This window comes from Saccharopolyspora sp. CA-218241 (genome assembly GCF_050954615.1).
Lineage (GTDB): Bacteria > Actinomycetota > Actinomycetes > Mycobacteriales > Pseudonocardiaceae > Saccharopolyspora > Saccharopolyspora cebuensis.
On record NZ_CP191860.1, the window covers coordinates 1838080 to 1863299 of the forward strand.

The 25220-nt window shown below is 71.5% G+C and carries 26 protein-coding genes, 1 tRNA gene and 1 pseudogene; 9 read left to right on the forward strand and 19 right to left on the reverse strand.

Annotated features, from left to right (window positions below; genetic code table 11):
* Positions 1–16 precede the first annotated feature (16 nt).
* On the forward strand, positions 17–196 hold the full coding sequence (locus tag ACQP0T_RS08985) for a hypothetical protein (protein ID WP_433872166.1): 180 nt from the start codon (positions 17–19) through the stop codon (positions 194–196).
* A 423-nt stretch (positions 197–619) separates the two neighbouring features.
* Positions 620–1747, forward strand: a complete 1128-nt coding sequence (locus tag ACQP0T_RS08990; protein ID WP_433872168.1) for an NDMA-dependent alcohol dehydrogenase — start codon at positions 620–622, stop codon at positions 1745–1747.
* Positions 1748–2411: 664 nt separating this feature from the next.
* Here the strand turns inward: ACQP0T_RS08990 and ACQP0T_RS08995 are convergent.
* The 6 genes from ACQP0T_RS08995 to ACQP0T_RS09020 form a co-directional block, all read right to left on the reverse strand.
* On the reverse strand, positions 2412–3530 hold the full coding sequence (locus ACQP0T_RS08995; protein ID WP_433872169.1) for a tetratricopeptide repeat protein: 1119 nt from the start codon (positions 3528–3530) through the stop codon (positions 2412–2414).
* 934 nt (positions 3531–4464) lie between these two features.
* Complete coding sequence (locus tag ACQP0T_RS09000) at positions 4465–5106, reverse strand: NUDIX hydrolase N-terminal domain-containing protein (protein ID WP_433872170.1); 642 nt, start codon at positions 5104–5106, stop codon at positions 4465–4467.
* Positions 5107–5391: 285 nt separating this feature from the next.
* Complete coding sequence (locus tag ACQP0T_RS09005; RefSeq protein WP_433872172.1) at positions 5392–6621, reverse strand: cytochrome P450; 1230 nt, start codon at positions 6619–6621, stop codon at positions 5392–5394.
* Positions 6622–6876: 255 nt separating this feature from the next.
* Positions 6877–7227: a DUF742 domain-containing protein gene (locus tag ACQP0T_RS09010; protein ID WP_433872174.1), complete on the reverse strand. Its 351-nt coding sequence runs from the start codon at positions 7225–7227 to the stop codon at positions 6877–6879.
* Entirely contained in the window at positions 7227–7634 is a 408-nt protein-coding gene (locus tag ACQP0T_RS09015) for a roadblock/LC7 domain-containing protein (protein WP_433872175.1), read from the reverse strand. The genes ACQP0T_RS09010 and ACQP0T_RS09015 overlap by 1 nt, the downstream gene beginning before the upstream one ends.
* Positions 7635–7686: 52 nt before the next feature.
* On the reverse strand, positions 7687–9036 hold the full coding sequence (locus tag ACQP0T_RS09020) for a sensor histidine kinase (protein ID WP_433872176.1): 1350 nt from the start codon (positions 9034–9036) through the stop codon (positions 7687–7689).
* Between the two features lie 250 nt (positions 9037–9286).
* Here ACQP0T_RS09020 and ACQP0T_RS09025 point away from each other — a divergent pair, with 250 nt between their 5' ends.
* From ACQP0T_RS09025 to ACQP0T_RS09040, 4 genes are all read left to right on the forward strand, one after another.
* Positions 9287–9469, forward strand: a complete 183-nt coding sequence (locus ACQP0T_RS09025) for a hypothetical protein (RefSeq protein ID WP_433872178.1) — start codon at positions 9287–9289, stop codon at positions 9467–9469.
* A gap of 155 nt (positions 9470–9624) precedes the next feature.
* A complete protein-coding gene (locus ACQP0T_RS09030) occupies positions 9625–10773 on the forward strand; it encodes a cysteine desulfurase family protein (protein WP_433872179.1) in 1149 nt (382 codons plus the stop codon).
* A 31-nt stretch (positions 10774–10804) separates the two neighbouring features.
* Positions 10805–11707: an SMP-30/gluconolactonase/LRE family protein gene (locus tag ACQP0T_RS09035; RefSeq protein WP_433872181.1), complete on the forward strand. Its 903-nt coding sequence runs from the start codon at positions 10805–10807 to the stop codon at positions 11705–11707.
* A 437-nt stretch (positions 11708–12144) separates the two neighbouring features.
* The gene (locus ACQP0T_RS09040; RefSeq protein WP_433872182.1) at positions 12145–13833 is read left to right on the forward strand and encodes a BTAD domain-containing putative transcriptional regulator; all 1689 of its coding nucleotides are present in this window, start codon (positions 12145–12147) and stop codon (positions 13831–13833) included.
* Here the strand turns inward: ACQP0T_RS09040 and ACQP0T_RS09045 are convergent.
* From ACQP0T_RS09045 to ACQP0T_RS09075, 7 genes are all read right to left on the reverse strand, one after another.
* The gene (locus ACQP0T_RS09045; RefSeq protein WP_433872183.1) at positions 13764–14216 is read right to left on the reverse strand and encodes a hypothetical protein; all 453 of its coding nucleotides are present in this window, start codon (positions 14214–14216) and stop codon (positions 13764–13766) included. The two genes, ACQP0T_RS09040 and ACQP0T_RS09045, sit on opposite strands and share 70 nt — an antisense overlap.
* A 178-nt stretch (positions 14217–14394) precedes the next feature.
* Positions 14395–14583: a hypothetical protein gene (locus ACQP0T_RS09050; RefSeq protein WP_433872184.1), complete on the reverse strand. Its 189-nt coding sequence runs from the start codon at positions 14581–14583 to the stop codon at positions 14395–14397.
* A gap of 44 nt (positions 14584–14627) precedes the next feature.
* A complete protein-coding gene (locus tag ACQP0T_RS09055) occupies positions 14628–14930 on the reverse strand; it encodes a lasso peptide biosynthesis B2 protein (protein WP_433872185.1) in 303 nt (100 codons plus the stop codon).
* A gap of 273 nt (positions 14931–15203) precedes the next feature.
* A complete protein-coding gene (locus tag ACQP0T_RS09060; RefSeq protein WP_433872187.1) occupies positions 15204–17033 on the reverse strand; it encodes an asparagine synthase-related protein in 1830 nt (609 codons plus the stop codon).
* A 64-nt stretch (positions 17034–17097) separates the two neighbouring features.
* Positions 17098–17214 carry a keywimysin-related RiPP gene (locus tag ACQP0T_RS09065; RefSeq protein ID WP_345367925.1) on the reverse strand — a complete coding sequence of 39 codons (117 nt, stop codon included), beginning with the start codon at positions 17212–17214 and terminating at the stop codon, positions 17098–17100.
* A gap of 50 nt (positions 17215–17264) precedes the next feature.
* Positions 17265–18068, reverse strand: a complete 804-nt coding sequence (locus ACQP0T_RS09070) for an AfsR/SARP family transcriptional regulator (protein ID WP_433872188.1) — start codon at positions 18066–18068, stop codon at positions 17265–17267.
* 97 nt (positions 18069–18165) lie between these two features.
* Positions 18166–18576 (reverse strand): DUF6508 domain-containing protein, encoded by a 411-nt coding sequence (locus ACQP0T_RS09075; RefSeq protein WP_433872190.1) that lies wholly within the window; start codon positions 18574–18576, stop codon positions 18166–18168.
* Between the two features lie 186 nt (positions 18577–18762).
* On the opposite strand from ACQP0T_RS09075, the gene ACQP0T_RS09080 reads away from it, so the two are divergent.
* Positions 18763–19251, forward strand: coding sequence for an MSMEG_6728 family protein (locus ACQP0T_RS09080; protein WP_433872191.1), 489 nt, complete (start codon positions 18763–18765; stop codon positions 19249–19251).
* A 488-nt stretch (positions 19252–19739) separates the two neighbouring features.
* On the opposite strand, the pseudogene ACQP0T_RS09085 reads toward ACQP0T_RS09080, so the two are convergent.
* The 5 genes and pseudogenes from ACQP0T_RS09085 to ACQP0T_RS09105 form a co-directional block, all read right to left on the reverse strand.
* Positions 19740–20013: pseudogene (locus ACQP0T_RS09085) on the reverse strand (transposase); the annotation flags it as partial.
* Positions 20014–20236: 223 nt separating this feature from the next.
* Positions 20237–20458 (reverse strand): FCD domain-containing protein, encoded by a 222-nt coding sequence (locus ACQP0T_RS09090; RefSeq protein ID WP_433872192.1) that lies wholly within the window; start codon positions 20456–20458, stop codon positions 20237–20239.
* A 297-nt stretch (positions 20459–20755) separates the two neighbouring features.
* The gene (locus tag ACQP0T_RS09095; RefSeq protein ID WP_433872194.1) at positions 20756–21355 is read right to left on the reverse strand and encodes an HD domain-containing protein; all 600 of its coding nucleotides are present in this window, start codon (positions 21353–21355) and stop codon (positions 20756–20758) included.
* A 210-nt stretch (positions 21356–21565) separates the two neighbouring features.
* Entirely contained in the window at positions 21566–22351 is a 786-nt protein-coding gene (locus ACQP0T_RS09100) for a hypothetical protein (RefSeq protein ID WP_433872195.1), read from the reverse strand.
* Positions 22324–22400, reverse strand: a tRNA-Leu gene (locus tag ACQP0T_RS09105). Before ACQP0T_RS09105 ends, ACQP0T_RS09100 begins: the two co-directional genes overlap by 28 nt.
* Positions 22401–22531: 131 nt before the next feature.
* Between ACQP0T_RS09105 and ACQP0T_RS09110 the strand changes: the two genes are divergently transcribed.
* Together ACQP0T_RS09110 and ACQP0T_RS09115 are read left to right on the forward strand one after the other, a co-directional pair.
* Positions 22532–23923 (forward strand): amino acid permease, encoded by a 1392-nt coding sequence (locus ACQP0T_RS09110; RefSeq protein ID WP_433872196.1) that lies wholly within the window; start codon positions 22532–22534, stop codon positions 23921–23923.
* 196 nt (positions 23924–24119) lie between these two features.
* A complete protein-coding gene (locus ACQP0T_RS09115; RefSeq protein ID WP_345367929.1) occupies positions 24120–24725 on the forward strand; it encodes an ANTAR domain-containing response regulator in 606 nt (201 codons plus the stop codon).
* 49 nt (positions 24726–24774) lie between these two features.
* Here ACQP0T_RS09115 and ACQP0T_RS09120 read toward each other — a convergent pair whose 3' ends face one another.
* A complete protein-coding gene (locus ACQP0T_RS09120; protein WP_345367930.1) occupies positions 24775–25194 on the reverse strand; it encodes a PaaI family thioesterase in 420 nt (139 codons plus the stop codon).
* Positions 25195–25220 lie beyond the last annotated feature (26 nt).

The following is a 25220-nucleotide window of genomic DNA, read 5'->3' on the forward strand; positions in this document are numbered from 1 at the left end:
GCACAGCGTTCGGGTCATGATCGAGATCCGGTGCGCGGGAGTTTCGGTGCCGATCCGGCCTGCCCGCACCACGTCGCGCAGGACGGTGCGGCTGATTCCGCAGCAGTGCGGAAAGCCGGTGCCGTGGTCGACCTGGGCGTCGCCCGACCAGTACGTGGTGCTGGTCGCTCTGCCATTTCGCCCGATGATCGGCTGATGGTCACCCGGCCGCGATGGCCGCCGATCTGCGGGAGCCGGTGGGGCGCACCGCCCACCACCAGCAGCAGCCCGGTGCGGCGGAGGGTCCCGACGGCGGCAGTCGGAGAACCGCGACTCCACGAGCGCGGGTTCGTTGCCGAGCACCTGCCGACTATGGCAGGTCGGTGCCGATGGGGGAAGAAGAATGTCCACAGCGGACGCCAAGTGCGGCCGAGCGGTCCGCGCGGGTGCTCCGTTCGGGCGGCAGTCCGGTGATCGCCGACGGCCCGTGGCGCCCGTTCCCGCCGCGATGACGACGGCTTTTCGCGCCGTCGATGCCATCGCCGGGTGAGGTGGGTGCGAAACCCGTCCTTGACGGGGTTCTGCGGGTTTTCCATGCTCGGGACGGCGCGTGTCTGATCCCATTCGACGAGGAGTGGTCATGAAGACGAAGGCTGCGGTGCTGCGCGGACCCGGCAAGGACTGGGAAATCGAAGAGATCGACTTGGGCGATCCGATCGCCGGCGAAGTGCAGGTGAGGCTCGCGGCTTCCGGGCTCTGCCACTCCGACGAGCACGTGCGGACCGGTGCTAGTCCGGTCGCGTTCTACCCGGTCATCGGTGGTCACGAAGGCGCCGGAGTGGTGACCAAGGTGGGGCCCGAGGTCTCGGGACTCCAGGAGGGCGACCACGTGGTGCTCGCCTTCATCCCCGGCTGCGGGCGCTGCCGCCCGTGCTCGCGCGGGTTGCAGAACCTCTGCGATGAAGGTGCGCTGCTGCTCAGCGGGCAATCCATCTCCGACCGTTCGTACCGCGCCCAGCTCAACGGCGAACCGCTGGTGCCGATGTGCTTGCTCGGGACCTTCGCGCCGTACGTGACGGTCAACGAGGCGTCCGTGATCAAGATCGAGGACGACATCCCGCTGGACAAGGCGGCGCTGCTGGGCTGCGGGGTGTCCACCGGCTGGGGTTCGGCGACCGAGATCGGCGACACCCGTGTCGGGGACACGGTCGTCGTCGTGGGCGTCGGCGGGGTCGGGATCAACGCGGTCCAAGGAGCGGCGGCATCGGGTGCGCGCTACGTCGTCGCGGTCGATCCCGTGGAGTTCAAGCGGCAGAAGGCCCTCGAACTAGGCGCGACCCACGCCTTCGCCTCGATGGAGGAGGCCACCGGGCCGGTCGCCGAGCTGACCTGGGGCCAGAACGCCAACACCACCATCCTCACCATGGGTGAGGTGCACGGCGACGAGCTCCAACCCGCGTTGGCCATGACCGCCAAGGGCGGGCAGGTCGTCGTCACCGGTATGGGAGACGCGACCCAGCTCGAGGCCTCAATCGGCCTGTTCGAGCTGACCTTGTTGCAGAAGCGGGTGCAAGGCGCGATCTTCGGCGGCGTCAGTCCCCGGACCCAGATCCCCCGTCTGCTGGAGCTCTACAGGCACGGCACGCTGAAGCTCGACGAGCTGGTCACCACGACCTACAAGCTGGCGGACATCAACATCGGGTACCGCGACATGCAGGAAGGGCGGAACCTGCGCGGCATGGTCGTGTACGGCGACGACGACTACTGAGTGGCGGGGAAGCCGGTCGTAGTCGGTCGGCTTCCCGACCCGCCCGCGTCGACGGCATGCGTGCGCCCGCCGCAGCGCTCCCGTACCCGACGTGCACATCAGCCGCCTCGCACGGGCCATGCCCCGATGTGCGGAGTCCGGCAGGGCATCGCTCCGAGCGGTGGCAGCGGCGAGTCCCCGCGCATCCGGGATGCACCGGCACCGCGACCGCATGCTCGTCGCCCCGCCGCGCGCTCCCCGCCGCAGCGCATGTCCGGTCGTGGGGGGATGGCGCCTTTCACTGCCCACGTACACGTGTCCAGGCACAACAGCCCCGCTGTGGAGACCGCGCTGTGGAGCGACTGCGCCGTCGAGAACCGCGGCGTCGAGGAATCGCGCCGTTGAGGGGCCGCGGCGTCGAGGGACCGCGGCGTCGAGCAGCTGCGCCGTCGGGCAACCGCGCGGTGGGAGGTTCCAGGCAGGAATCCACTTGCCCATTCGTGCGAAGCTCAGGCCCCAACGGCATCACGGCTCCGTCCTGCGGCGGAGATGCGGATGATTGCCAAGTCAGCCCTCCGATCGCCGTACTCGTCGACTCCTCTCTCCGCTCGAGGCGGCAGGCCGAGCAATACCTGGAATCCCACGGTCGGCCAAGTGCTGCGAGACCGGCTCGTGAGCTCTGCGATCATCCAAAAAATCCTCCGGACAAGGCCGTTTCCCGCGTTCCCGTCGCAGTGTCGTCAGGCGTCTGCGTACGAGCGGCTGTTGGGCCCGGTTCTTCGGCCAGCTCGGTGATCGCCTGCTCCACCATCCGTTCGGTCTGGCGCAATCCGTAGCCGGACAGCGACCGCAGGAGGGAACGCAGCTCCCGTTCCGTGCGCGAGCGATCGGGCTGCAGCTTGTTCCGGCACTTGATCGAGCCGAGACTGGCCAGCGCGGTGCCACGGGGTTCGCCTATGGCGTCGAACTGCTCCCGTGCGTCCTGGTAGGTCTCCGCCGCGTCCGCATAGCGCCCCGCCCGGAAGAGCACGTTACCGCGCATCTTGCGGTTGTAGGCCAACGCGCTGGCCAGGTCCATCTCCCGGCAGGTCCGCTCCGCCTCGGACAGCAGTTCCAAGGCAGTCTCGGGCCGTCCCCGCAGCGAGAGCACGTCGGCTTGCCCTCGCAGCGCCCATGCGTGACCGCGGTGGTCACCACCGTCGGAGGCCACCTGCGCCGCCTCCGCGAATCGCTCCCACGCCGAGCTGAGGTCGCCGGTGTTGCGATCGAGCTGCGCTACGCCCTCGAGCGCCCAGACGATGTGCCGGCACTCGCCGCGCTCCCGCGCCTCGGCGAGGAGGTCGAGGTGCAGATCGCGCGCTTCATGGTGGTCACCTCGGATGCGCAGCGTCTCGGCGATGCCCGCCGAGGCGTAGCCGTAGGGGAGGTGCTCGCCGGCGCGACGACCGAGCTCGCGTGCCCACCCGAGCCAGCGCAGCGCCAGGTCGAGGCGGCCGCGCTGCCTTGCGAGCGTTCCACCGCTCCACAGTGCCCACGACATCGCGGCGAGAGCGGCGCAGTCCTTCGCGGATCGGTAGCTGTCGCGCCAAGCGGATTCCGCCTCGTCGAGCCGACCCAGTCGGCGGCATGCTTCGGCCACCGCGAGCTTGGCCTGCGCCAGTTCGAGCTTCCGGCCGCTGCGCAGCGCAGAACCTTCCCGTTGTCGTGCGGCCAGCAGAACGTCCTCGTAGGAAGTGTTGACCGAAAGGCCGTTCAGCGACCCTTGGTACTCCGGTGCGAAAGCCTTGCCGTGCACGTCGTCCATCCCTTCGTCGGTCTCCGGAGATCCGGAGAAGCCCCCTGCTCCGACCGCGCCGTTGTGCAGCCTCGGTGCGTTCGTCCGCAATGGACCGGATCGTGGATCCGATGTGGTTCACACTAGGAACGGGGAAGAACCTTGAGATCGGCCGAAGTGCCAGCCTGGATCGGCCGATCGGTCATTGCTCGGCTGAACCGTCTAGTCCTTTCGGCCAGCGGCTGGTCTGAACGGCCCTGTGCCACCACTCCGCGGGGCGCGCTGAGCAGCGACATCGCGCCCGAGGGGGAGTTCTGGCCGTTCGGCCGGTGCGCCGAGCACGGGGGTGCGGCACCGTAGTGCTGTGCGATCGAGGCGGCCACCGGCCGATCCGCTTCCGCGGTCGGCGGGAGCCCGGCGGACACGGGAGGCTGCCGGAGGCCGACGCACCGGCGGACTTCGCGTTGTGAGCGGAACGACCAGTGCTACCCCATCGGGCCGGGTGCCGAAGCGTACGCGTTCACCGCGGGAAAGCGGCGAACGCAGACCGACGAACGGGAGGTTCCTCCGGGTGCCGTCCGGAGAAGACCAGGAGGTAACGATGTGCCAGGACCGGACCCGTCAGCGGGCCGACCTCGTCGGTACGGCGGTCGCCCGGGCCGCGCGGTGGTGCCTGCGCCCAGCGATCCGCCGGGCCGCGCGGTGGGTGCTGCGCGCGGTGCGCCGGTCCACCCGCGTGCGGTTTCCGCTCGTGGTCCCCGCCGGGTGGGCGACTCGGCGTGAACGTCCGTGCTCGGGGCTGGCCGGGGAGGCGTTCCCCGCGACCCGTCGGCAGCAGCACGGTCCCGTGGTGGGCTGCTACCCGGCTCGAACCGGGGCGGTCGGTCCCGCGCCGAGGCGCCTGCCGCGACCGCAGGCGTTGAACCCGCCGTGCGGTCGGACCCGAGCGCTCGACCGAGCCGGTTCAGTCGAAGACGGCGGGTCGGGACGGATCCCGGTGGGCATCGCGGAGCAGGTGCAGCTCCTCCTCGGTGATGCGGCTCGTCGACAGCTCGGGGAGCGCTTCCAAGGCGAACCACCCGACATCGAGCGTTTCCAGCGGTTCGGCGTTCCGATCCGGGGCCCCGGTGCGCTCGCAGAGGAAGAACAACTTGTACACGTGCGCGGCCATCGGTGGCCAGTGACCACGGCTCTCGCGGTCGAGGACCGCGGCGAGCCTCGTGGCCCGGACCACGACCCCGGCTTCCTCCAGCACTTCGCGGCACGCCGCCTGGCCGGGGGACTCGCCGACATCGCACCATCCGCCGGGCAACGACCAGCGCTGGTCCGAACGCTCCTGCACCAGCAGAACGCGCTCCCCTTCGTCGAAGACGGCCGCCCGTACGTCCACCTTCGGAGTGGCGTAGCCGGCGTCGGCGACCGTGGTGCGGTCGAGCTCGGCGGGCAGCGGTTCGGCGGTCACCAGTTCCATCAATGCGTCCGCAGCGGTCCGGATCGCGCGATACCGCTCGTGGTCGAACTCGTCACCGCTGTAGGCGAGGCCGGTCTGCGCGACCGCCCGGAGGCTCGCCGCCTGCCGACGGATGACTTGCTCCGGTGGCTCCACGAATACCTCTTCGACGTCGCTGTGGGAATTCCATGGTCCGGTACCGCCGCTCGAGGGCACAACCATCCACGCCGCCTGAGGCGTGAGGCCCCGCTTCCGGTGCCGGCGGCCGAATGCACCGCCGGATCCGGACGGGGCAGCATGCCTGCGGGCGTTGCCCGACCCGCTGACCGCCGGGGAGGCGACGTCCTCCGGTGGAGGCGGCGACGTGCACGCCGACGGGACGCGAACAACCGCGGTCCTGCCGGGAGCGAGCGCGGCGCGCCCGGGGCGGCCTCGGTGCGCTCAGCCGGGGATCGGCGTGAAGCGCACCGGGAGCGAGCTCACGCTCCGGGTCCACACCGACGGCTCCCAGGTCAGCTCTTCCGCGGGCACCGCGAGGGCCAGGTCGGGAATCCGGTGGAGGAGTACTTCGACGGCGGTCCGCGCCATGCACCGTCCCAGCTCGACGGCGGCGTGCGGACAACCGCGCTCGCCGCGGCCGAAGGCCAAGTGGGCTTCGTTGCCGACCGCATCGGAGCACCGGCCCGGGCGCAGGCGCGGAGAGGTGTTCGCGGCCGCCACGCCGAGGACCAGCAGGTCGCCGGTCCGGATGCGCTGCCCGCCGAGGTCGGTGTCCCGGGTGGCGACGCGTCCGAGGACGTTCTGGATCGGGGCGTCCTCCCACAGCACCTCGGTCAGCACCCGGTCGACGCTGCGGGGACCACCGGTCGAGGTCGTCGCGAACCGCGGCTCGGTGAGGATCAGCCGGAGCGCGGTGCCGACCCAGTCCGCCACCGACCGGTGCGCCGTGGTGAACATCAGCAGCAGCTCGCTCGGCAACTCCTCGTCGCCGAGCGCGACCGGGTGCGCGAGCAGGCGCGATGGCAGATCCGGTCCCGGGTGTTCCCGCTTGCGTTCGGTCAGCCCCCGCATCCGGGTGAGGAGCCGCTCGTGCCCCTCGAACCCCTCGGCCAGGCCTTCCCGAAGCGAGGCGGTTTCGCCGTCGTCCAGCCCGTAGAGGCGGGCCAGCACGCGCAGCGGCAGTTCGCGGGCGAACCGCGGGATCAGATCGGTGTGCCCGTCCCCGGCGAAGCCGTCCACCAACTCGTCGGCGATCTGCTCGCACCCGGTGCGCGTTTCGAAGGGGTCGATGCCGTCGAGCACGTCCTCGACGGCTTCGACGCGGCGCTGGTGTTCCGCTCCCTCGGTGAACAGCAGGTTGAGCGCATCGCCTGCGGACGGCGGGATCGGCGAGGTGCTCGGCACCTGCTCCCAGGAGCACCACCGTCGAAGATCGCGCGAGAACAGCGTCGGATTCGCGGTGACCTGGCAGATCTCCGGATACCCGAGCACGAACCACGCGGGCAGGCCACCGTCGAGCTCGATCGGGGCGACCGGGCCGTGCGCGGCGCGGATCTGGCGGTACAGCTCGGCGGGACGGCGTTGGAACTCCGGGCCGTGCAGCATGACCCGCGGTCGTTCGGGGGGAGGCTGGCCGGTGGTGGCCCTGGTGTCGTCGCGCAGGTCGTTCATGGCAGGAGCTCTCCCGGTGCTGGGTTCGGAGTGGTCGGCGCGCGGAACACCGCTGCGGGACTTCGGGGTTGGGTCGAACGACGGCGGAACGCCGGTCCGGCCCGGCTCGCCGGGGTTCCGAAGGGCGTGCCGAGGTGCGGTGGTGGTGCCGGTCGGTGCGCCGGGCACCCAGCGCTCCCCCTCGGGCGCGCGAGTGCGTCGGAGGGTGCGCTACCCGCGGTGTTCCGGTCCCGCGCGGAGTTTTGCACCGGGCGGTCAGAGCCTGCGGAGACCACTGAGCACCTTCCGGAGCAGTTCGGGGTCGGGAATCGCGTCGTCGGGCGGACCGGTGGTGGGGCGTCGTGCGGTGACCCGGTGGGCGTCGAGCAGGTCCGACAGCAGGATCTTCACCACGGCGACCGGCAGCCGGAGGCGTGCGGCGATCTCGGCGACGGCGAGCGGCCTCCGGCACAACCGGAGGATGTGCGCCCACTCCGACGGCATCCCGGGCGCGGGATCCGTCGCAGACGTGATCATCGTGGCCAGGTCCAGCGCGTTCTCCCGCACCCGGCTGCGCCCGCCGGTGACGGTGTAGAAACGACCAGGGTCGTGGTCGTGCCCGGGCATCACGTGCCGTCCGCGGTGCTGGAACGCTGGGATGGTGCGCTGAGGTGGCAGCCCGCACGCTCGGCCCGAGCGGCCATGGCGCGTCCGCGTCGCCCCGGATCGACGTCGTCGTGGGCGAGCCGGGTGCCTTCACCGACGTCGACGACGACCAGCACCCCGCCATCGAACTCGCCCCTCGACTGGTGGAACAGCCCGGAACCAGTGCCCGGGGGCGCCGAGGCGCCGGCGGACGGCGGCTGGAGCCCGCCCGCCACGGCGGCGAACGCCTCGGCGCGGTCCCGGCCGAGACCACCCGTGCCGGGCAACGCGAGACCATCCCGGGACAGCACCACGGTGCACTGGGCGGCGGGCCGGCGGCCGTCGAGCAAGCAGCGGAGCAGCGAGCTGGGGTCGGTGTCTGCGGTCATGGTGCTGCGGGCGCCCGGAAGCACGCCTGCCTCCAATCTGGTGTCGTGCCCGTCAGCCGCGCTCGGTCGAAGGCCGGACGAGGGCGTCGAGGAACGCGTCGAACCGGACCGGCGCGGGCTGCTCGGCGCACGTGGCGTCCGGGGCGGGGTCGGTCGCGGGCGCGTCGCGGAGACGCCGGGGCAACTCGTCCGGTTCCTCCGACCGCGGTCGCTCCGCGGGGATCTCCCGCGACGGTGGTTCCGCCAGCAGGGCGCGCGGGACCAGCACCACCACACCGGTCCCACCGCGCGAGGACGGGCGGAACGACACCGTCAGGCCGAGCTCGCGGGCCACGCAGCCCACCACCGCGAGGCCCAGCCGGGTGCCCGCCGACGTCCCGGCGAGGTCCAACGGTTCCGGGCCGACCGCGCGGAGCGCCCGCTCCCGGGCCCGCCGCGGCATGCCGGGACCGCCGTCCTCGACGGTGATCACGACGCCCCGGTGGCTTTCCTCCGCGTAGACGTGCGCGGCCTCGTCGGGCGGCGAGAAGCGGGTGGCGTTGTCCATCAGCTCGGCGAGTGCACGCATCACGCCTTCCGCGGCATGGCTGGTGATCGCGATGTCACAGGCCGAATGCAGGACGACCCGCCGGTAGGCATCGATCCGGCCCACGGCACCGCGCAGGATGCCTTCCATGGCGACCGGCCGCGGCCACGAGCGCCCCGTCCGCGCTCCGGACAGCACCGCTGCGGTATCGGCGACGCGGCTGATCTGCGAGGTGCGGTGGTCGAGTTCGAACAGATCGCCGAGCACCTCGTCGGATTCACCGTGCCGGCGCTGCATGTCGCGCAGGTCGGCGAGCATCCCGGTCGCCAGCGCTTGCACCCGTCCGGCCGCGGTCGCGCAGGTGGTGAGCCGGGCCGCCCGGCCTCGCTCGCTGGTGCCGAGCTCGGTCACCACGGCCTCGAGAAGTTCCCCGTGGTGCGGATAACCGGTGAGGTCCGCTTCCCCGAGCGCGGTTTCGGCCGATGCGCCACCGCGGAGGCGGCGTGCGAGCTCCGGTACCGCTTTCGCGACGACCTCGTCGTACTCGGCGCGGACGGCCTCGACCTGGGTCCGGTGCTGCTGCGCGGCGTTGTCGGCGGCGGCCCGGACCTGGACGCGGTAGTGGCGTTCGACGGCATCGGCTCGTTGCTGGTGGCAGCGGGCGGCCGCTCTCCCGTGCACGGCCAGCGGTACGCACGTGCAGACGAGCGCGGCGCTGGTCACCACGATCCAGGCCACCACCAGGCGCGCCTCCCCGGGTGCGCTCAGCAGTGCGGCAGCGGCGCCCCCGCTCGCCAGGAGAATCGTGATCAGGAAGGCGTTGCGGGCCGGCGCGCCGGAGGGACGGACCGCGGGAGCGGGAGCGTGGTCGGACATCGGCGAGCGGGATCCTCAGGTCGGTCGGTGGTGCTGGGTGGCGTGTCGCACCGCGTCCCCGGGGAGAACGCTCCGAGGTCGGCGACGCTGCGCGACGGTGCGGACACCCTCGGCAACAGAATGCTACCGAATGTGAGTGCGGTGCTGACGCGGAGTACCGCAGCGCGGGGCTGGCCGCATCGTCCTCCGCCTGGCTGGAAAACCCGCGCGGTCCTGTGCCGGGCCGCTGGACCGGCGGAGAATCGTTGCCATGACGTCGAAGGAGAACCCCTGGGAGATCGCCCTGCGCCAGCTCGAGGTCCTCGCGGCGAGCCAAGAGGAGCTGACCGCCGAGCAGTGTCTCCAGCTGGGCCAGCTCGCCGCGCAGATCGAGATCGCGGACCGGCTGCGGCGCATCGAGAGCTCGCTCGACTCGGGTGTCGCCAGGAGCTGAGGCCGACCGACCGGGGCCCGCGCCGGGTCCCGCGTCTCGTGCCGGGACCGCCGCTGCCGCCCCGCCGAGGTGCGCTGCGAGAACCTCTGAGGCCGGGGCAGACGGCGAGCGTTGCGCTACCGTGCGCACGTCCCCGACATCGCAGGAGGTCCGGCGTGGCCGAACTCCCAGCCGCTCTCGCGGCGGGGCCGATCTACCTGGATTACAACGCCACCACACCGGTCGACCCCCGGGTCGCGGAGGCGATGTGGCCGTACCTCGCGCACTGGTTCGGCAATCCCGGCAGCGCGCACCGCTACGCGGAGGAGCCGAAGCGGGCGCTGGCCGAGGCGCGGGGACAGGTGGCCGACTGGATCGGCGCGGCGCCGGACGAGGTGGTGTTCACCGGATCGGGTTCGGAAGCCGACCAGCTCGCGATCCGGGGTGCGGTGCTCGCGGCTCGCTCGCCACGTCCGCGGGTGATCACGCAGGCCACCGAGCATCCCGCGGTGCTCGCGACGTGCGAGGCGCTGCGGCGCTTGCACGGAGCGCGCGTCACTGCCTTGCCCGTGGACGGCGAGGGCCTGGTCGACCCCGACGCCTTGTCCGAGTGCTTGGACGACGACGTGGTGCTGGTGTCGGTGATGGCCGCCAACAACGAGACGGGGGCCTTGCAGCCGATCGCCGAACTCGCCCGCAGGTCCCGGGCGGCCGGAGCGCTGTTCCACTGCGACGCCGCTCAGGCGGCGGGCAAGATCCCGCTGGACGTCGGTGCGCTGGGCGTCGATCTGCTGACGCTGGTCGGGCACAAGGTGTACGCCCCCAAGGGCATCGCCGCCCTCTACGTCCGGGACGGTGTCGCGCTGGAGCCCGTCGGCTACGGCGGTGGTCAGGAACGCGGGCGGCGCGCGGGGACGGAGAACGTCGCGTCGGCCGTCGCGTTCGGTGCGGCCGCCGGGATCGCCGACCCCGAACGGGAGCGCATCACCGCGCTGCGCGACGAACTGCACGAACGGCTGGTGGCCGCCTTGCCCGGACGGGTCGGGCTCAACGGGCCGGTGGCGGAGCGGTTGCCCAACACCCTCAACGTCAGCGTCGACGGCGTGGCGGGCCACGCACTGCTGGCCGCGGTCCCCGGCGTGGCCGCGTCGACCGGTTCGGCCTGCCACAGCGGCCTGCGCACCCCGTCGCCGGTGCTGATGGCGATGGGCTTGTCCCGCGAGCGGGCGTTGGGCGCGCTGCGGTTGTCGCTGGGACGCTGGAGCACACCGCAGGACGTCCGGGCGGCGGCCGACCTGCTGGTCGATGCCGTGACGACGCTTTGAATCCGGCGGAACGAGGCGGAAGAGGTGGATCGTGGACACGATCAGGACCGAGTTCGAGGTGCTCGACGAGCGGTTCCGAACCTGCGGGGGCGACCAGTGGGTCGAGCGGCTGCACACCGGGTGCCGCTGGACCGAAGGCCCCGCGTACTTCGCCGGCGGCCGGTACCTCGTCTTCAGCGACATTCCGAACGACCGGGTGTTGCGCTGGGACGAGACCACCGGAGCGGTCGGCGTCTTCCGGCAGCCCGCCGGGTACGCCAACGGGCACACCACCGATCGGTCGGGGCGGTTGCTCTCCTGCGAGCAGGGTGAGCGGCGGATCACCCGAACCGAGCACGACGGCACCACCACCGTGCTCGCCGAGCACTACCGGGGGATGCGGCTGAACAGCCCCAACGATCTCGTCGAGCACTCGGACGGGTCGGTCTGGTTCACCGATCCCGCCTACGGCATCGACAGCGACTACGAAGGGCACCGCGCGGAGAGCGAGATCGGCGCATGCCACGTTTACCGGATCGACCCCGGCACTGGCGAGGTGCGCGTCGCGGCCGACGACTTCGTCCGGCCCAACGGTCTCGTGTTCACCCCGGACGAGACCACCTTGTACATCAGCGATACCGGTGCCGATCCCAGCGTCATCCGCCGGTTCTCGGTGACCCCGCAGGGCGGTCTCAGCGGGGGTGAGCTGTTCGCGACCAGCGACGCGGGCGGACTCGACGGGATCCGGATGGACGCTGAGGGGCGCCTGTGGGCGGGCGCCCACGACGGGCTGCACTGCTTCGACCCGGACGGCACGCTGCTGGGCAAGCTGCGGCTGCCCGAGGTTACCTCGAACCTGTGCTTCGGCGGGGTGGAGCGCAACCACCTCTACATCACCGCGACGACCTCGCTGTACTCGCTGCGGGTCAACTTCAACGGCGCCCCGCGTCCCTGATCGGCGGTCGTCGACCGCTCGTGGAGCGGTGCTGAGAACGCCGCGTGCACCCGGTTCGCGCTGTTGTCGGCGCCGGGCCGATCGCCACCGGCGGCCCTGGCCGGTCTCGGCTTCGGCCTGCACGGCGTGGCGTCCTACGGGACGTCCGCATCCTGGCGGCACCATCGTGCTGCGCTCGGACCCGGACCGACCCCCGTCGCCTGGCTGCTGTCCTCGTTCGCCCGCGTCGCCTCCGCTGCGGGCATCGCGCCGCCTCGCTCGACCGCGTCACACGGGGGTGTGGGGACGCGTCAGCGCGGCCGGTCGGCGCCGGGATCGGGCGTAATCTGCGAGATCGCGCAGGGAGTCCGCTCGGGGGATGGGGGCTGCACATTCAATCCACGCGCTACCGGGTCCTGGGGATCTGCGAGGTGCGTTCGGGTGCTGGGTGGCGCGCGGTGACGGCGCCGAAAACCCGGGCGCTGCTGGGAGTGCTGCTGGCCGCGGCCGGCCGGGCGGTGACCCGGTCGACGTTGTGCGAGGAGCTTTGGGGTGCGCGGCAACCGCCGTCGGCGGACAAGACCCTCCAGCTCTACATCAGCAGGTTGCGCCGGGTGCTGGGCGATCCGCGCGGTACGCGGCTGGTCACCGTGCCGTACGGCTACCGGCTCGCGGTGGGCCCGGGTGAGCTCGACGCGCATCGCTTCGACGACCTCGCCGCCCGGGGGCACCGGGCGCTGGAGGCGGGGGAGCACGCGGCGGCCGTCCGGGCGCTGGAGGCCGCGCTGCGGCTGTGGCGCGGTCCGATGTGGGCCGGGCTGGAGCACGTTCCCGCGCTGGCCGCCGAGTCGATGCGCTGGGAGGAACGGCGGCTCGAGGTGCAGGACCGGTACTTCGACGCGGTGCTCGGCACCGGCGGTCACCGCGACGTGCTCCCCCGGATCCGCGCCGCGGTGCGGGACGACCCGCTGCGGGAGAGCACTTGGGCGCGATTGCTGCTGGCCCTGCACCAGGACGGGCGCTCGACCGAGGCGCTGCGGACCTACGCGGCGGCCCGGCGCAGGTTCGCCGAGGAGCTCGGTGCCGAACCCGGTCCCGAGCTGCGCCGGATCCACCAGCGGTTGCTCGCCGAGAGCGCCGGTGCCGAGCCGGTGTGCCAGCTCCCGCCGCCGCTGGCCGACTTCGTGGGCCGCCGCGTCGAGCTCACCGAGCTGCGCCGCGGCGTCGGCGGAGCGGGCCCGCTGCTGGTGACGGGACCACCGGGGGTGGGCAAGACCGCGTTGGCCGTCCAGGTCGCGCACGCCGCACGTGCGGATCTCCCCGGTGCGCAGCTCCACGCGGACCTGCGCGGTTGCCGCGGTCGGCCCGCCGATCCGGCGGAGGTCCTCGGCGGATTCCTCCGTGCCCTCGGCGTGGCCGAACCGCCGTCGTCCCTCGGTGAGCGGGCGGCGGAGTTCCGGGCCCGGCTGGCGGACCGCCGGGCGCTGGTGGTGCTCGACGACGCAGTCGACGAAGCCCAGGTCCGTCCGCTGCTGCCCGGCGCCGGGCCGTGCGTCGCGCTGATCACCAGCCGGTACCGGCTCGGCGGCCTGGAAGGGGTCCGGCGGTGGGAGTTGGACGTGCTGCCCGCCGACGACGCGGGCGAGCTGATCAACCGGGTGGCGGGCGGTGCGCGGCCCCGCGACGTCACCGCGCTGGTGCGCTGCTGCGGGCGGCTCCCGCTCGCGCTGCGGATCGTCGGCGCCCGGCTGGCCACCGGCACCCGCAGCGCCGCCCGGCTGGCCGAGGACCTCGCCCCGGAGGAGCACCGGCTGGACGGGCTGGTGATCGGCGACCTCAACGTGCGCACCCGCCTGGCCTCGAGCTACCGGCGGCTCGGCCCGCAGGCCCGTCGCGCCTTCCGCTGCGTCGGATCGCTGGGCGCCGAACCGGTCCCGGCCGGGCGGGTGACCGCCGCGCTCGGCGTCGACGCGACCCGGGCCCGCCGGTACCTCGACGAACTGGTCGCGGTGCACCTGGTCGAACCGGTGGGGCCGCCTTCCGCTGTCCGGTTCCGGATGCACGAGCTGATCCGGCTCTACGCCCGCGAGGTGGCGCTCGCCGAAGCTTCCGTCGCGCGCGGCGGCCAGCTCGCACCGGCCCGCTGAGCCGTCATGCCGCGCTGTCCCCGACCATCCGGCGGTAGAACGCGCTGGTCCGCAGCACCTCGTCGTGGTCCCCGGACGCCTCGATGCGCCCGTCGGCGAGCAACCACCACCCGGTCGGCGGCCTGGATGGTGGAGAACCGGTGGGCGATGACCAGCACGGCCCGTTCGGCCGCGATCCGCCGCAGGGCGGCGGTGAACACCGCTTCGGTGCGGCCGTCGAGCGCGGACGTCGGTTCGTCCAGCACCTCGGGATCGGTCCGGGCGATGGCGTTCCGCTCGCGCTCCTCGTCCGAGAACGTGCCGCTGCGTTCGCGGAGGACCGTTTCCAGTGGCGGCCGGCCCATCAAGCCCTCCATCTGCACCGCGCGGACCACCTCGCGCACGGTGCGCTCGTCGACCCCTTGGTCGGCGTAGCAGAGGTCCTCCCGCCAGAGCCCCGGTGAACCTTGGCTCCGGCGGATCTTGTACCACCAAGGCGGTCCGCACCCGGTATTCCTCCAGCGCGATCTCCTCGCAGTCCACGTCGGACAGCAGGGGCCGGCCGCTGCGCGGCGGGTGGAATCACATCAGGATCGCGACCACAGTGGACTTACCAGGACCGGAATCGTCCACCAGCACGGTACTTCCGCGATGCGGCAGGTGCAGCGACATCCCGCGCAACACCAGTGCGGCGCCGAATGCGGGATCGGATCGTCCTCGACCGGCAACCAGAGCCCGAGCGATTCCGCCGTCGCGGGTGCGTTCGCGCACGTGGGGGCGGCGGAGGGTTCCGGCCGGGGAGACGTGCCCGCCGGCTACTTCCGACTGCTGCGCAGCGCGCTGATGCGAGACGACCTGGGGTGCTTGGCGGACCTGCTGCGCGGCCGGGGACGCAAGCTGGTGCGCGCGCAGCTCGACTCGGCGGCGGCGATGGCGCAGCCGCTGGTGCTTCTGCGAGCTGAATCGGCCAGCGGCGGAATCCTGCGGACCCCGACGTGCCAGGTGGGCCAGCAGCCTCGCACCCGGTACAGAAGCGCAACGGTCATCGACCGCCGCAGGCACCTTCCCGACCGGCGTCGGGCGAGCTCACCCGCTCCAGGGCCCGGACCGCCCAGCACCAGCAGGCGGCCCGGGGCCTACGGGCGCGGGCGTGGGACATCCTTCCCGGTCAGCGCGGGGGTTCCGCCGCGCGCAGCTCGGCCACCAGTGCGGTGACGTTCGCTGCGGCCGTGTCGGGATCCGCCTCGTGCTCGCCGACGAGGGCACGTGCCGCCACCGGACCCGCACCGCCGTACAGCCGGATCAGCGCGCCGGCGGGCTTGGGGCCCAGTACCTTTCGCGCAGCACGGTCCCGTGGTCGGTCTCGGTGAGCACCAGGTCTCCGGCCAGCGTCATGGCACCTGCTCCACGTCGGTCGGGGCGCCCGCGAGCCGCCGCAGCCACATCTCGCACGCCACGCTCGGGAACAGGTGCGCGGTGAAGTCCTGCGCGGTCGCCGATGTCGTCGACACGTGCTGGTGGAAGGCCCGGCGGTCCAGCAGACCGAGCTCGGCCAGCCGCGATTCCTCGAAGTACTCGAGGATCGCCCGTCGGTTGCGCACGATTCCCTGGTGTTCCACGGCAGATCCCTCCGCTTTCGTAGCGCGGTGGAGCGAGACGTCCGGGACGATGCCGCGCATCGCCTCGGCGAGCAGCGGCTTGTACCGCCACCGGGAGATCCGGTCCTGGGCGCGCACCGACAGGCCCGCCTCGATCACCCGGTCGTCGTAGAACGGGGCGTGCACGGTGACCCCGTGCCGGGCCGCGACCGGTCCGAAGGCCCGCAGCATTCCGGAGCAGGCGACCATCATGGTGAGATCGCGGTGCAGGCCTCGGACCTCGGACAGCGGCCGGGCGGATCGGCTGGCCTCCCGGACGCGCTGCTGGGCCAGCCGCACCGCCTCGACCGGCGTCCACGGGCCGAAGGCGGTGACCGCGCCCCAGTCCAGAGCCGGGTGCCGCGTCCCGGGCGGCGGTCCGCCGAGCCGGTCGGCGAACCGGCGCATCCAGTTGCCGTAGGAGCGCGGGTCGAGCGCCTGGCGCGCCGTCTCGCCCCGCGGCCAGCGCCCGTTGGCCCGCGAGCCCCGCACGTTCCGCAGCGCCAGCCCCGGATCGGTCCGCAGGTAGGAGGTGAACCACGCAGGCGAGCCGTGCAGCAGTTCGTCCCCGCCGTAGCCGCCGAAGTGGTCGGTGCACCCGGACTCGGCGACGAGCCGGAACAGCACGTCCAGCCGGCCGTTCTCCACGCTGATCGGGCTCGGTTCGTCCAGCGCGGGAGGGGTCGCGGCGAAGTCCTGGTAGACGACTGGCATCACGTCGGTGCGGACCACTTCGTGCGCGACGCCCAGGGCCGCGACGGTCCGCCCGGCGAACACCAGGTCGTCGTCGTAGGGGTCGGGGCTGGCGACGGTGAACGCCCGGAGCTCCACGTCTTCGCGGGCGAGCAGACCGCACACCGCCGTGGAGTCGACCCCGGCGAGGTCGCAGCTCGCCCGTGCGGGGCGGGCGGTGCGGACCCGGACCGCGTCGGTGAGCGCGTCCTGCAGCGCCGCCGCCCCGTCGGCCAGCGAGCGCGTCGGCTCCGGCGGTCGCCACCACCGCACCTGCCGGGCCGATCCCCGAGGCGGGACGACGACGTAGTGGCCCACGTCCACGGCGTCCACCCCGGTGAACAGCGGGGCGATGCCCAGCGGGTGCGGGACGGCTTCGCCGAGCAGTCGCAGCCCCAGCAGCGCCGGGTCGACGTCGAGCCCGAGCAGCCACGCCAGGACGTCCGCGCGATCGGAGACCAGGACGAGGCCGTCGGGCGTCGAGGCGTGCACCACCCGGCGACCGTGCAGCACCGGGCCCTGCACCCGCAGTTCACCGTCGACCGACGCGATGAGGTGGAACGATCCCGGCTCGGACCGGGCGAAGGAGTCCAGCGAGGCGTGCGAGCGCAACCGCGCCTCCAGCACGTCGTGGTCCACCCGGTGGACGCCGAGCGCAGCCGCGTGCCGCCCCCTGCCCACGGCGATGCACAGGTCCTCGTCGGGCCATCGGCCCAGCAACCACGGGCGCCCGCTCGGGTGGCGCAGCGACCGGGTGGCGTGCTGGCGAGCCCGGTCGTACCAGGGGAAGACGTCCGGGTGATCGGGCAGCACGAGGAACCACGGCACCTCGGGTTCCGGGAACGGCAGCACGGGGCCTCCAGCGGGTCGCGCCGGTGCGGGCGGTGGAACCGGGTCCACCGCCCGCACCGAATGATCAGTTGTGGGTCCGGCGGGCGCCGAAGCCGTCGCGGTGCGCGCCGAGGAAGTAGCCGGTGTCCTCGCTGAACGTGCCGGCCTTGCGCACGGTCGGGCGCTCGTAGCTCTTGCGCATGGTGCTCTCCTCTCCACTGCAAGCGCGGTTCTCGCACTCCGGCAGGGAATCTAAGGACGAGTGCTTGCCGACGGCTTGTCGCGGGCTTGCCGCGCCGGACGGAGTTCCGGGTCGTTGCGGAGGATGCGTTCGTGCAGCCGGAGGAGTTCGGCGGCGGGTTCGATCCCGTGCTGCTCGGCCAGGTTCTGCCGCACCTGGCGGAACGTCGCCAGTGCTTCGTCGTCGCGCCCGCACCGGTGCAGCGCCAGCATCAGGTGCCCCACGCTCCGGCTGCGCCCCGGGTGGTCGGCCACCAAGGCGGTCAGCTCGGGGATCAGGCGGACCGGATCGCCGTGCGCCAGCACCAGCGCGTCGCGCGCTTCGATCACCCGCAGCCGCCGTTCTTCCCAGGGGCGGACGAGCCGGGCGCGGCAGGACTCGGGAACCAGGTCGACCAGCGCCTCACCGCGCCACAGCGCCAGCGCCTGCTCGTAGAGCCCGATCGACTCGACACCGCCCACCGCGTCGGCCCGTTCGGCCAGGACGCGGAACCGGAGCGCGTCGACCCACTCCGGATCGGCGCGCAGCAGGTAGCTGTGCCCGAGCGTGCGCACGCCCATGGCGGGCCCGGTCACGTCACCGAGTCGTGCCCGGAGCCGCGAGATGTGCGACTGGATGCTGCCCGCGGCGGTCGGTGGTGGCTCGTCCCCCCACAGCACCTGCGCGAGCGCCTCCACCCGCACCGGGCGGTTCGCGTTCAGCACCAGCGCGGCGAAGACCATCCGGCGCTGGTTCGGCCCCACGTCCACCTCGACGGCCCCGTCCCAGATCCGGAAGGGCCCGAGCACCTCCACCCGCATCCCGACCTCCCGCACGAACGTCCTGGGCGGATCATGGCCGGAGCCGGTAGCAGAACGGTGTCATCGCCGGGGGCGCCTCAGCTCGGCACGGTCGCCCGGGTGCGCGCCGGGGTCAGGACCGGACGAGCGGGAGCACCGCCTCCTTCAGCCGGGTGGCGGCCGCGACGAGCGAACCGTTCTCCAGGCACGAGGCGACGAGGCCGTCGGCGATGCGCTCCCCGTGCATGATGGTGACGAGGAAGGCCGCCACGTCGGGCAGGGCCGTGGTCCGGACGTCCGCGGCCGACCTGGGCAGGTCGCGGACCCGGTCGCTGTCGATCCCCGCGCTGTCGAGGAGCCGGGCGGCCTTGCCGAGGACGCCGAACGCGGTGTCCGAGTAGTGGAACCACCCGACCTGGACCACCCCGTTCGCCTGCCGCTCCGGCGGGACCCACTCGACGAGCGATGCCTCGTCCGCGACAGCCCGTTCCAGCTCCTCGACGGCGGCGACGAGCTGCGCCGCGCTGCCGAGGTCGCCGGGCAACCGCCGGCGGCGTTGACGCTGCCTCGGAGACCCTACCCCCGTTAGAACGAAGACCACCTACACCAGCGCTACCGAGGCCCGGCACCCCGCAGCCCGAGTGTCTACCGAAGTTTGAGCAGTCCCGTTGGAGCCGGTTCGTTCACTGGCAGACGATTGTCCTCGGTGTTCAGCGGGAACACGGAGGGTATGCAGACCTTCCTGCCATATCCCGATTTCGTTCAATCAGCTGCTGTGCTCGATGATCGCCGACTCGGCAAGCAACGCGTGGAAGCATTGCAAGTGCTGCGCGCGCTGACCACCGTGGGCTACGGATGGCAGAATCATCCAGCCGTGGCAATGTGGGCCGGGTATGAAGAAGCGTTAAGTTGTTATGGCATCGCGATGTGCGACGCGTGGACGAAGGCAGGCAGGCCCGATAGATGCGAGGTCAGCATCCGCGAAGCTTTCCGCGTTGCGACCGGGCTGACCGTCATACGGGCGCAAGAGGCGCTCGCGGGAGCAGGTGAGCTCCCGCCGTGGTTGGGGGATCCGCCGTTTCATCGTAGTCATCAATCGTCTTTGCTGCGTAAGCAGCCTGACTACTACCGTTGCATGTTCAAGGGAATCCCTGATGATTTGCCGTACGTCTGGCCGTCCTCTGACCGCCCGCGTGTGCTCGACGGGAAATTCTACTGATGCTTCCGACAGCATGCCTGGCTCCACGGTCGCTTCTCGGCGGGCCGGACTGCGACCTATGGTCCGGAACTGACGATCGGGTTCTGGTCCCTGCTGCCCAGAGGTCACGGCTTGCGCGTGGGAAGCGGTCCGGCTGCAGTCTTCGCCGATCATTTGGTCAACACTGCACCGGTCAAGCGTGTTTACGACTGCTCGCGTGCGGTTAATCCACCGCGAGGGATGAGAAGCTGTTCGGAGGAACCATGTTAACCATGCTGAGGAAAGAAGGGGTACCTCCGATCACATGTTCGCTGCTGGCTGGCTTCGATCGCACTGAGCGTCATCAGCTGGGCCGCCTCTCTCAACGCGTCGGACTCTACCGCCAAGGGGGGCAGGTGGAAGACCTTCGTCGGGGAGTGGGCGTCCAGCTTCTTCGCCTGGGGGGCGCTCTGCGGCGACGGAACCAAGATCCGTGAACCGCGCCCAGGTCGGTCGAAACTGCGCGGTTGATCGTCGAGCACCGCGTGTTGGATCCGTGCCCACGAGGGCGCCTCGGTCCAGCGCACGAACCACCGGTGCGCGGTCGGGACCTTGATCCCGCAAGATGGCGGCAGCCACCGCCAGGCGCACCCGTCGGTGAGCACTTACCCGATCGCCGTGAACACCATTCGAGGGTTCGCAGGAGTTCGAGCACCACCCTGCGTCCGGTCCTTGACCTCGGAATCGAGGGCTCGACCGCTCCCACAACTCATCAGGACCAACCGCCGACGCACCAACCACAATGGACGATCATCCCGTCGGCCGACTCAAGGACCGGACCAAACTTACTTCGAAGCGCGCAAGCCCCGACTGCGCCTGAATATGCAATGGGTCGCGTTGACCGAAGTTCGAGCAGATCGCGGCGTGCGGCGAGGGAAACGCCGAGTGTTGCTGAGTCGGCAGGGAAACGTGCTATGCGTCGTTGCGCCCGGCATCGGCGATGCTGGGCTCGATGCTGGCGATGCCTTCAAATCTGGCTGCGTTCCAGGCTGGCCGCGCTGTGCTCTAGGAGGGTGCGGGTTGCTTCTTCGGCGCGGTCGGGGGCGCGTCGGGCGACGGCGTCGGCGATTCGGGCGTGGTGGTCGACGGTGGTGTGCCAGCCTTCACGGGAGTGTGCGATGCGGTCTCGGGCGCGGAGTCCGATCTCGACGATCGCGGATGAAAACCAAGGAGAAGAAGCGCTCGTCAACAGGCTGCACCCGACGCTTTCGGGCGATCTTGCCCTGACATTCGCAGCTCACGACGACAACGAGGTTGTGAGGATGCAGTACGTGCCCCCGGTGCGACTCGAACGCACACTGGACGGATTTTGAGTGCAGCCGCGTTTGTAGCCCTTACCTGGGGCGATGCCGCCGGAGAGCGCGGTTTGTCGGCGCATTGTCGGAGAAGTGGCTGCCCACGTCCGCGAGCGGGGCGGGGCAGCAGCAAGGGCCGGTGCGATCGCACCGGCCCCTGCTGTGCAAGCTCCGCCGGTCCTGTTCGAAGCTCAGCCGCGCCCGACGGCCCGTGCGAAGGAGCCCCACCACTCGCCGGGGGAGACGTCGAGCGCGGCGGCGGCGAGGGCTTTGCCGGTCGCTGTCGTCATCGCTTCGGCGCTGGAGCGGACCCACTCGTCGAGCTGGGTGTAGCCCTCCCGCTGGTATTCGCGGGCCTGGAGGAGGGCTTCGAGCTTGTCGGCGTCGCGGCTGCACTGCGACTCCGGGGTGGCAGCCGGCGTCTTAGCGGATTCGTGCTCGTCGACGGCCGCGATGATCCGGGCGCGGAGGTCCTCGGGCAGCCCTGCGGTCTGGTCGGTGACGATCTCGTGCGGCGATGTGGTGGTGATGTACTTCTTGCCGACGCTGGGCACGTCGCCGATGCGGGTCTCGGGAAGGTCGTGGAAGAGCCCGAGCGTGGCCGCCCTCTCGGGATCGGCGCCTTCGCAGGCTGCGATGACGTAGGCGAGGACGCCGACGCGGAAGGAGTGCTCGGCGACCGACTCGCCGTTGCGGACGCCACCGAGCAGCCAGCCGGTCCGGGGGGTGTGCTTGAGGTGGCCGGCTTCGTGGGCGAAGGCGACGATCTCGGCGAAGTGCTGGTCAGGCATGGGTGCTCCTCAGGGCGTAGGAGAGCTGGTCGAGTTTCCGGACGGAGCTGCGGTCGAAGCCGTCGGATGCGGTCGCACGGTCGATCGTGTCGAGCACGCGAGAGCGGAGGTCTGGTCGGTCGAGTCCGCGCCGATGGGGGAGCAAGGCGTGGAGCGCGTGGGCGCAGAGGTCCCGGTAAGGCGCGTGCTCCAGCCCGTCCAGGAGAGAGTTCAGCAGTAGTTCCCCGGACCAGGGCTGGCCGTCCGCGAGCATATCGGCGTCGCTGGTCCACGGATGCGGGATCTCGCCGACCCAGTACGCCCAGTAGGCAGGTTGGCCCGCACGGCCTGCTCCGTCCCGAGACCGTGCTCGATGAACCGCATGAGCGGATCGAGATCGCCACCGGCTGCGGCGCTGATGGCACGAGAGCGCGTCACCGCCCACTCCGGGGACCACTCCCGGATGTCCCTGCCGGCCCGCACGTCATGGGCGCGCATCTCCGCGACCCACTCCGCAGAAGCGCGGTGCTCAGCGACCAGGTACTGCGCCTGGCGCCGGAGCATCGCCCCCTCGATACCGCGGTCGGCGCGGTCCGCGACCGATCCGCGACCGATCGGAGAACGGCAGCGAGCTGGTCCCGCTCCGCCGACGCGACTGCGAGGCGCACGTGTGCCGGAGAGCTGCCGAGGTGGCGTTCCGGTCATCGGCCAAGCCAGGAGTTCGGTCAAGAGCCTGTTCGGGACGACCAGTGCCAAGGGATGCAGCGCAGGGACCTCGCCGCCGATCTTGGTGAGGATCTCGTCGGCCTGCACGGCTTCGGCGAGCACCGCGAGAATGGTGGAGCTGGCGGTGGCGAGCTGGAGGACTGTCGGCGCATTGTCGGCGGACACCCGCAGGGGGCCGGGAATCACCGGGTACAGCCGCAGAAGGATGATCGCCGCAGGACCGGCGAAGCAGCAGGTCAACCGGCTGTTTCGCCGGTCAGCGGTGGTGCCCCCGGTGCGACTCGAACGCACACTGGACGGATTTTGAGTCCGCTGCCTCTGCCGATTGGGCTACGGGGGCTGGTCCGGGGTCAGCATACGGGATGGCTGATCATCCGGGTGCGGGTGGTCGGTCCGGCCGGGTCGCGGGCCCTGGTCCGGTGATCGACTGCGGGGTAGGTTCGCGGCACCGCGAGCGATCCGGAGGTTGCGATGGTCGGTGGTGCGGAGGCGGGGCTGCCGGAGCGCGACGGGCTGCGGCGGAGCCTGAAGAACCGGCACCTCCAGATGATCGCGCTCGGCGGCATCATCGGGGCGAGCCTGTTCATCGGCAGCGGCGCGGTGATCTCGACGGTGGGGCCGGCCGCCGTGCTGTCGTACGCGATCGGCGGGGCCATCGTCGTGCTGGTGATGCGGATGCTCGGCGAGATGGCCACGGCGGCTCCGACGCTCGGGTCCTTCATGGAGTACGCGCGGTCCTCGCTCGGCGACGGCGCGGGATTCACCATCGGGTGGTTGTACTGGTACTACTGGGTGGGCGTGGTCGCCTTCGAGGCGGTGGCCGGTGCGCAACTGCTGAACCCGCTGGTCCCGGTCGTGCCGCAATGGGCCCTGTCGCTGGTGCTGATGGTGGTGCTGACCGCCGCCAACCTGGTTTCGGTTCGCTCCTTCGGGGAGACGGAATTCTGGCTGGCCTCGATCAAGGTGATCACGATCGTCGTCTTCCTGCTGTGCGGAACGATCTTCGTGCTCGGGCTGTGGCCGGGTTCGGAGTTCTCGGTCGGCAACATCGCCCTCGACGGGTTCGCCGCCCACGGCGGCTTCGCGGTGCTGCACGGGGTGGTGATCGTGATCTTCTCCTACTTCGGCACCGAGATCGTCACCATCGTCTCCGCCGAATCCGACGAGCCGGAGAAGTCCGTCGCGAAGGCCACCCGGGCGGTGGTGTGGCGGGTCCTGCTGTTCTACGTCGGCTCCATCGCGCTGCTGGTGATGATCACCCCGTGGCGGCAGATCCCGGACGGCGACGTCAGCCCGTACGCGGCGGCCTTCGCCCGGTTCGGCCTGCCCGCCGCCGGGGCCGTGGTCAACGTCGTGGTGTTCACCGCTGTGGTCTCGGTGCTCAACTCCGGTTTGTACACCGCGTCCCGGATGCTGTTCGCGTTGCAGCGCAGGGGTTTCGCGCCGAGCTGGATCCGCGACCTCAACGGGCGCGGGGTGCCGTGGAAGGCCATCCTGCTGTCCACTGTGGCCGGATATGTCGCGGTGGTGGCGAGCTTCGTCGCGCCGGACACGATCTTCTACTTCATCATCAACTCGGCGGGCGCGGTGGCGTTGTTCATCTACGCGCTGATCGCCGTCTCGCAACTGCGGATGCGCCGCCGCCTGGAGCGGGAAGCGCCGGAGCGGCTGACCCTGCGGATGTGGTGGTTCCCCTACCTCACCTGGGCGACGCTCGGGCTGATCGCGGTGGTCGTGGTGACCATGACGGCGCTGCCCGAAGTCCGCTCCCAGCTGCTGTTGAGCCTGGTCAGCGCCGCTGTCATCGTCCTCGTCTACGTCGGGCTCGTCCGGCCCCGCCACCGGCGCGCAACGGGCCTGTGACGAGCTCGTCACGCGGCGCTGCGCCTCGCGCCGCCGCCGACCGCCTATTCTCTGTGGTGGACGGGCATCGGAGTGTGATGCGCAAGATCCGTGGCCGTTCTCACCCAGCCGCACATACCGCCTCTGAACTGCGTAAGCTGCACTTTCCGGTGCGGAACCGCACCGGCGGACCCGAGGATTGACCAGGAGGAATCCGGTGACGACGCCGGCCGCCGAGGACAACGAGGCCAAGCCTGTCGAACGTCGCGTGCTCGTGGCCGAGGACGAGGCGTTGATCAGGCTCGACCTGGTGGAGATGCTCCGCGAAGAGGGATACCAGGTGGTCGGAGAGGCCGGGGACGGGCAGGAGGCCGTCCGGCTCGCGGACGAGCTGCGCCCCGATCTGGTGATCCTGGACATCAAGATGCCGAAGATGGACGGCATCGAGGCGGCGTCCAACATCGCCGGTGAGCGCATCGCCCCGGTGGTCATCCTCACCGCCTTCAGCCAGCGGGACCTGGTGGAGCGCGCCCGCGACGCGGGGGCGATGGCCTACCTGGTCAAGCCGTTCGCCAAGCGCGACCTGGTCCCGGCGATCGAGCTGGCGGTCTCCCGGTTCACCGAGGTGCAGGCGCTGGAAGCCGAGGTCAGCAACCTGACCGAGCGGCTGGAGGCGCGCAAGACGATCGAGCGGGCCAAGGGCCTGCTGATGAACAACCACAACCTCTCCGAGCCGGAGGCGTTCCGCTGGCTCCAGCGCACCGCGATGGACCGGCGCACCACCATGAAGGCCGTGGCGCAGGCGGTGCTGGACAACCTCTGAGCGGGGCCCCGGCGCCCGCACCGCCGCGCGCTGCGGGCGCCGGAGGCGATCACGCCGGGGGCTGGTCGCGCAGCACGCAGGTCAGCCGGGCGGTGCAGGTCCGCCGCTCCTGCTCGTCGGTGATGGTGATCTCGTAGGTCGCGGTGGCCCGCCCCCGGTGGATCGGCGTCGCGACCCCGGTGACCACGCCCTCGGTGGCCGCCCGGTGGTGGGTGCAGGAGAGCTCCAGGCCGACCGCGATGCGGTCGTTGCCCGCGTGCAGGGCCGAGGCCACCGACCCCAGCGTTTCGGCCAGCACCGCGTTGGCGCCGCCGTGCAGCAGCCCGTAGGGCTGCCGGTTCCCCGCGACCGGCATGGTCCCCACCACACGTTCGGGGCTCCACGAGGTGAGCGTGATGCCCATGCGGTCGGTGAGCTGTTCCCGCGCGGTGGCCAGCACCGCGTTCAGCTCGTCGTCCCCGCTGGTCATGGCTTCTTCGTCCGGTCGGTCCGACA

Coding starts and splice junctions, on each gene's coding strand:
- ACQP0T_RS09065 (WP_345367925.1), bottom strand. CDS start 17,214: ATGCGCAAGAGCTACGAGCGCCCGACCGTGCGCAAGGCCGGCACGTTC.
- ACQP0T_RS08985 (WP_433872166.1), top strand. CDS start 17: ATGATCGAGATCCGGTGCGCGGGAGTTTCGGTGCCGATCCGGCCTGCC.
- ACQP0T_RS09025 (WP_433872178.1), top strand. CDS start 9,287: ATGACGTCGAAGGAGAACCCCTGGGAGATCGCCCTGCGCCAGCTCGAG.
- ACQP0T_RS08990 (WP_433872168.1), top strand. CDS start 620: ATGAAGACGAAGGCTGCGGTGCTGCGCGGACCCGGCAAGGACTGGGAA.
- ACQP0T_RS09010 (WP_433872174.1), bottom strand. CDS start 7,227: ATGCCCGGGCACGACCACGACCCTGGTCGTTTCTACACCGTCACCGGC.
- ACQP0T_RS09120 (WP_345367930.1), bottom strand. CDS start 25,194: ATGACCAGCGGGGACGACGAGCTGAACGCGGTGCTGGCCACCGCGCGG.
- ACQP0T_RS09110 (WP_433872196.1), top strand. CDS start 22,532: ATGGTCGGTGGTGCGGAGGCGGGGCTGCCGGAGCGCGACGGGCTGCGG.
- ACQP0T_RS09015 (WP_433872175.1), bottom strand. CDS start 7,634: ATGACCGCAGACACCGACCCCAGCTCGCTGCTCCGCTGCTTGCTCGAC.
- ACQP0T_RS09080 (WP_433872191.1), top strand. CDS start 18,763: ATGCAGACCTTCCTGCCATATCCCGATTTCGTTCAATCAGCTGCTGTG.
- ACQP0T_RS09095 (WP_433872194.1), bottom strand. CDS start 21,355: ATGCCTGACCAGCACTTCGCCGAGATCGTCGCCTTCGCCCACGAAGCC.
- ACQP0T_RS08995 (WP_433872169.1), bottom strand. CDS start 3,530: ATGGACGACGTGCACGGCAAGGCTTTCGCACCGGAGTACCAAGGGTCG.
- ACQP0T_RS09005 (WP_433872172.1), bottom strand. CDS start 6,621: ATGAACGACCTGCGCGACGACACCAGGGCCACCACCGGCCAGCCTCCC.
- ACQP0T_RS09020 (WP_433872176.1), bottom strand. CDS start 9,036: ATGTCCGACCACGCTCCCGCTCCCGCGGTCCGTCCCTCCGGCGCGCCG.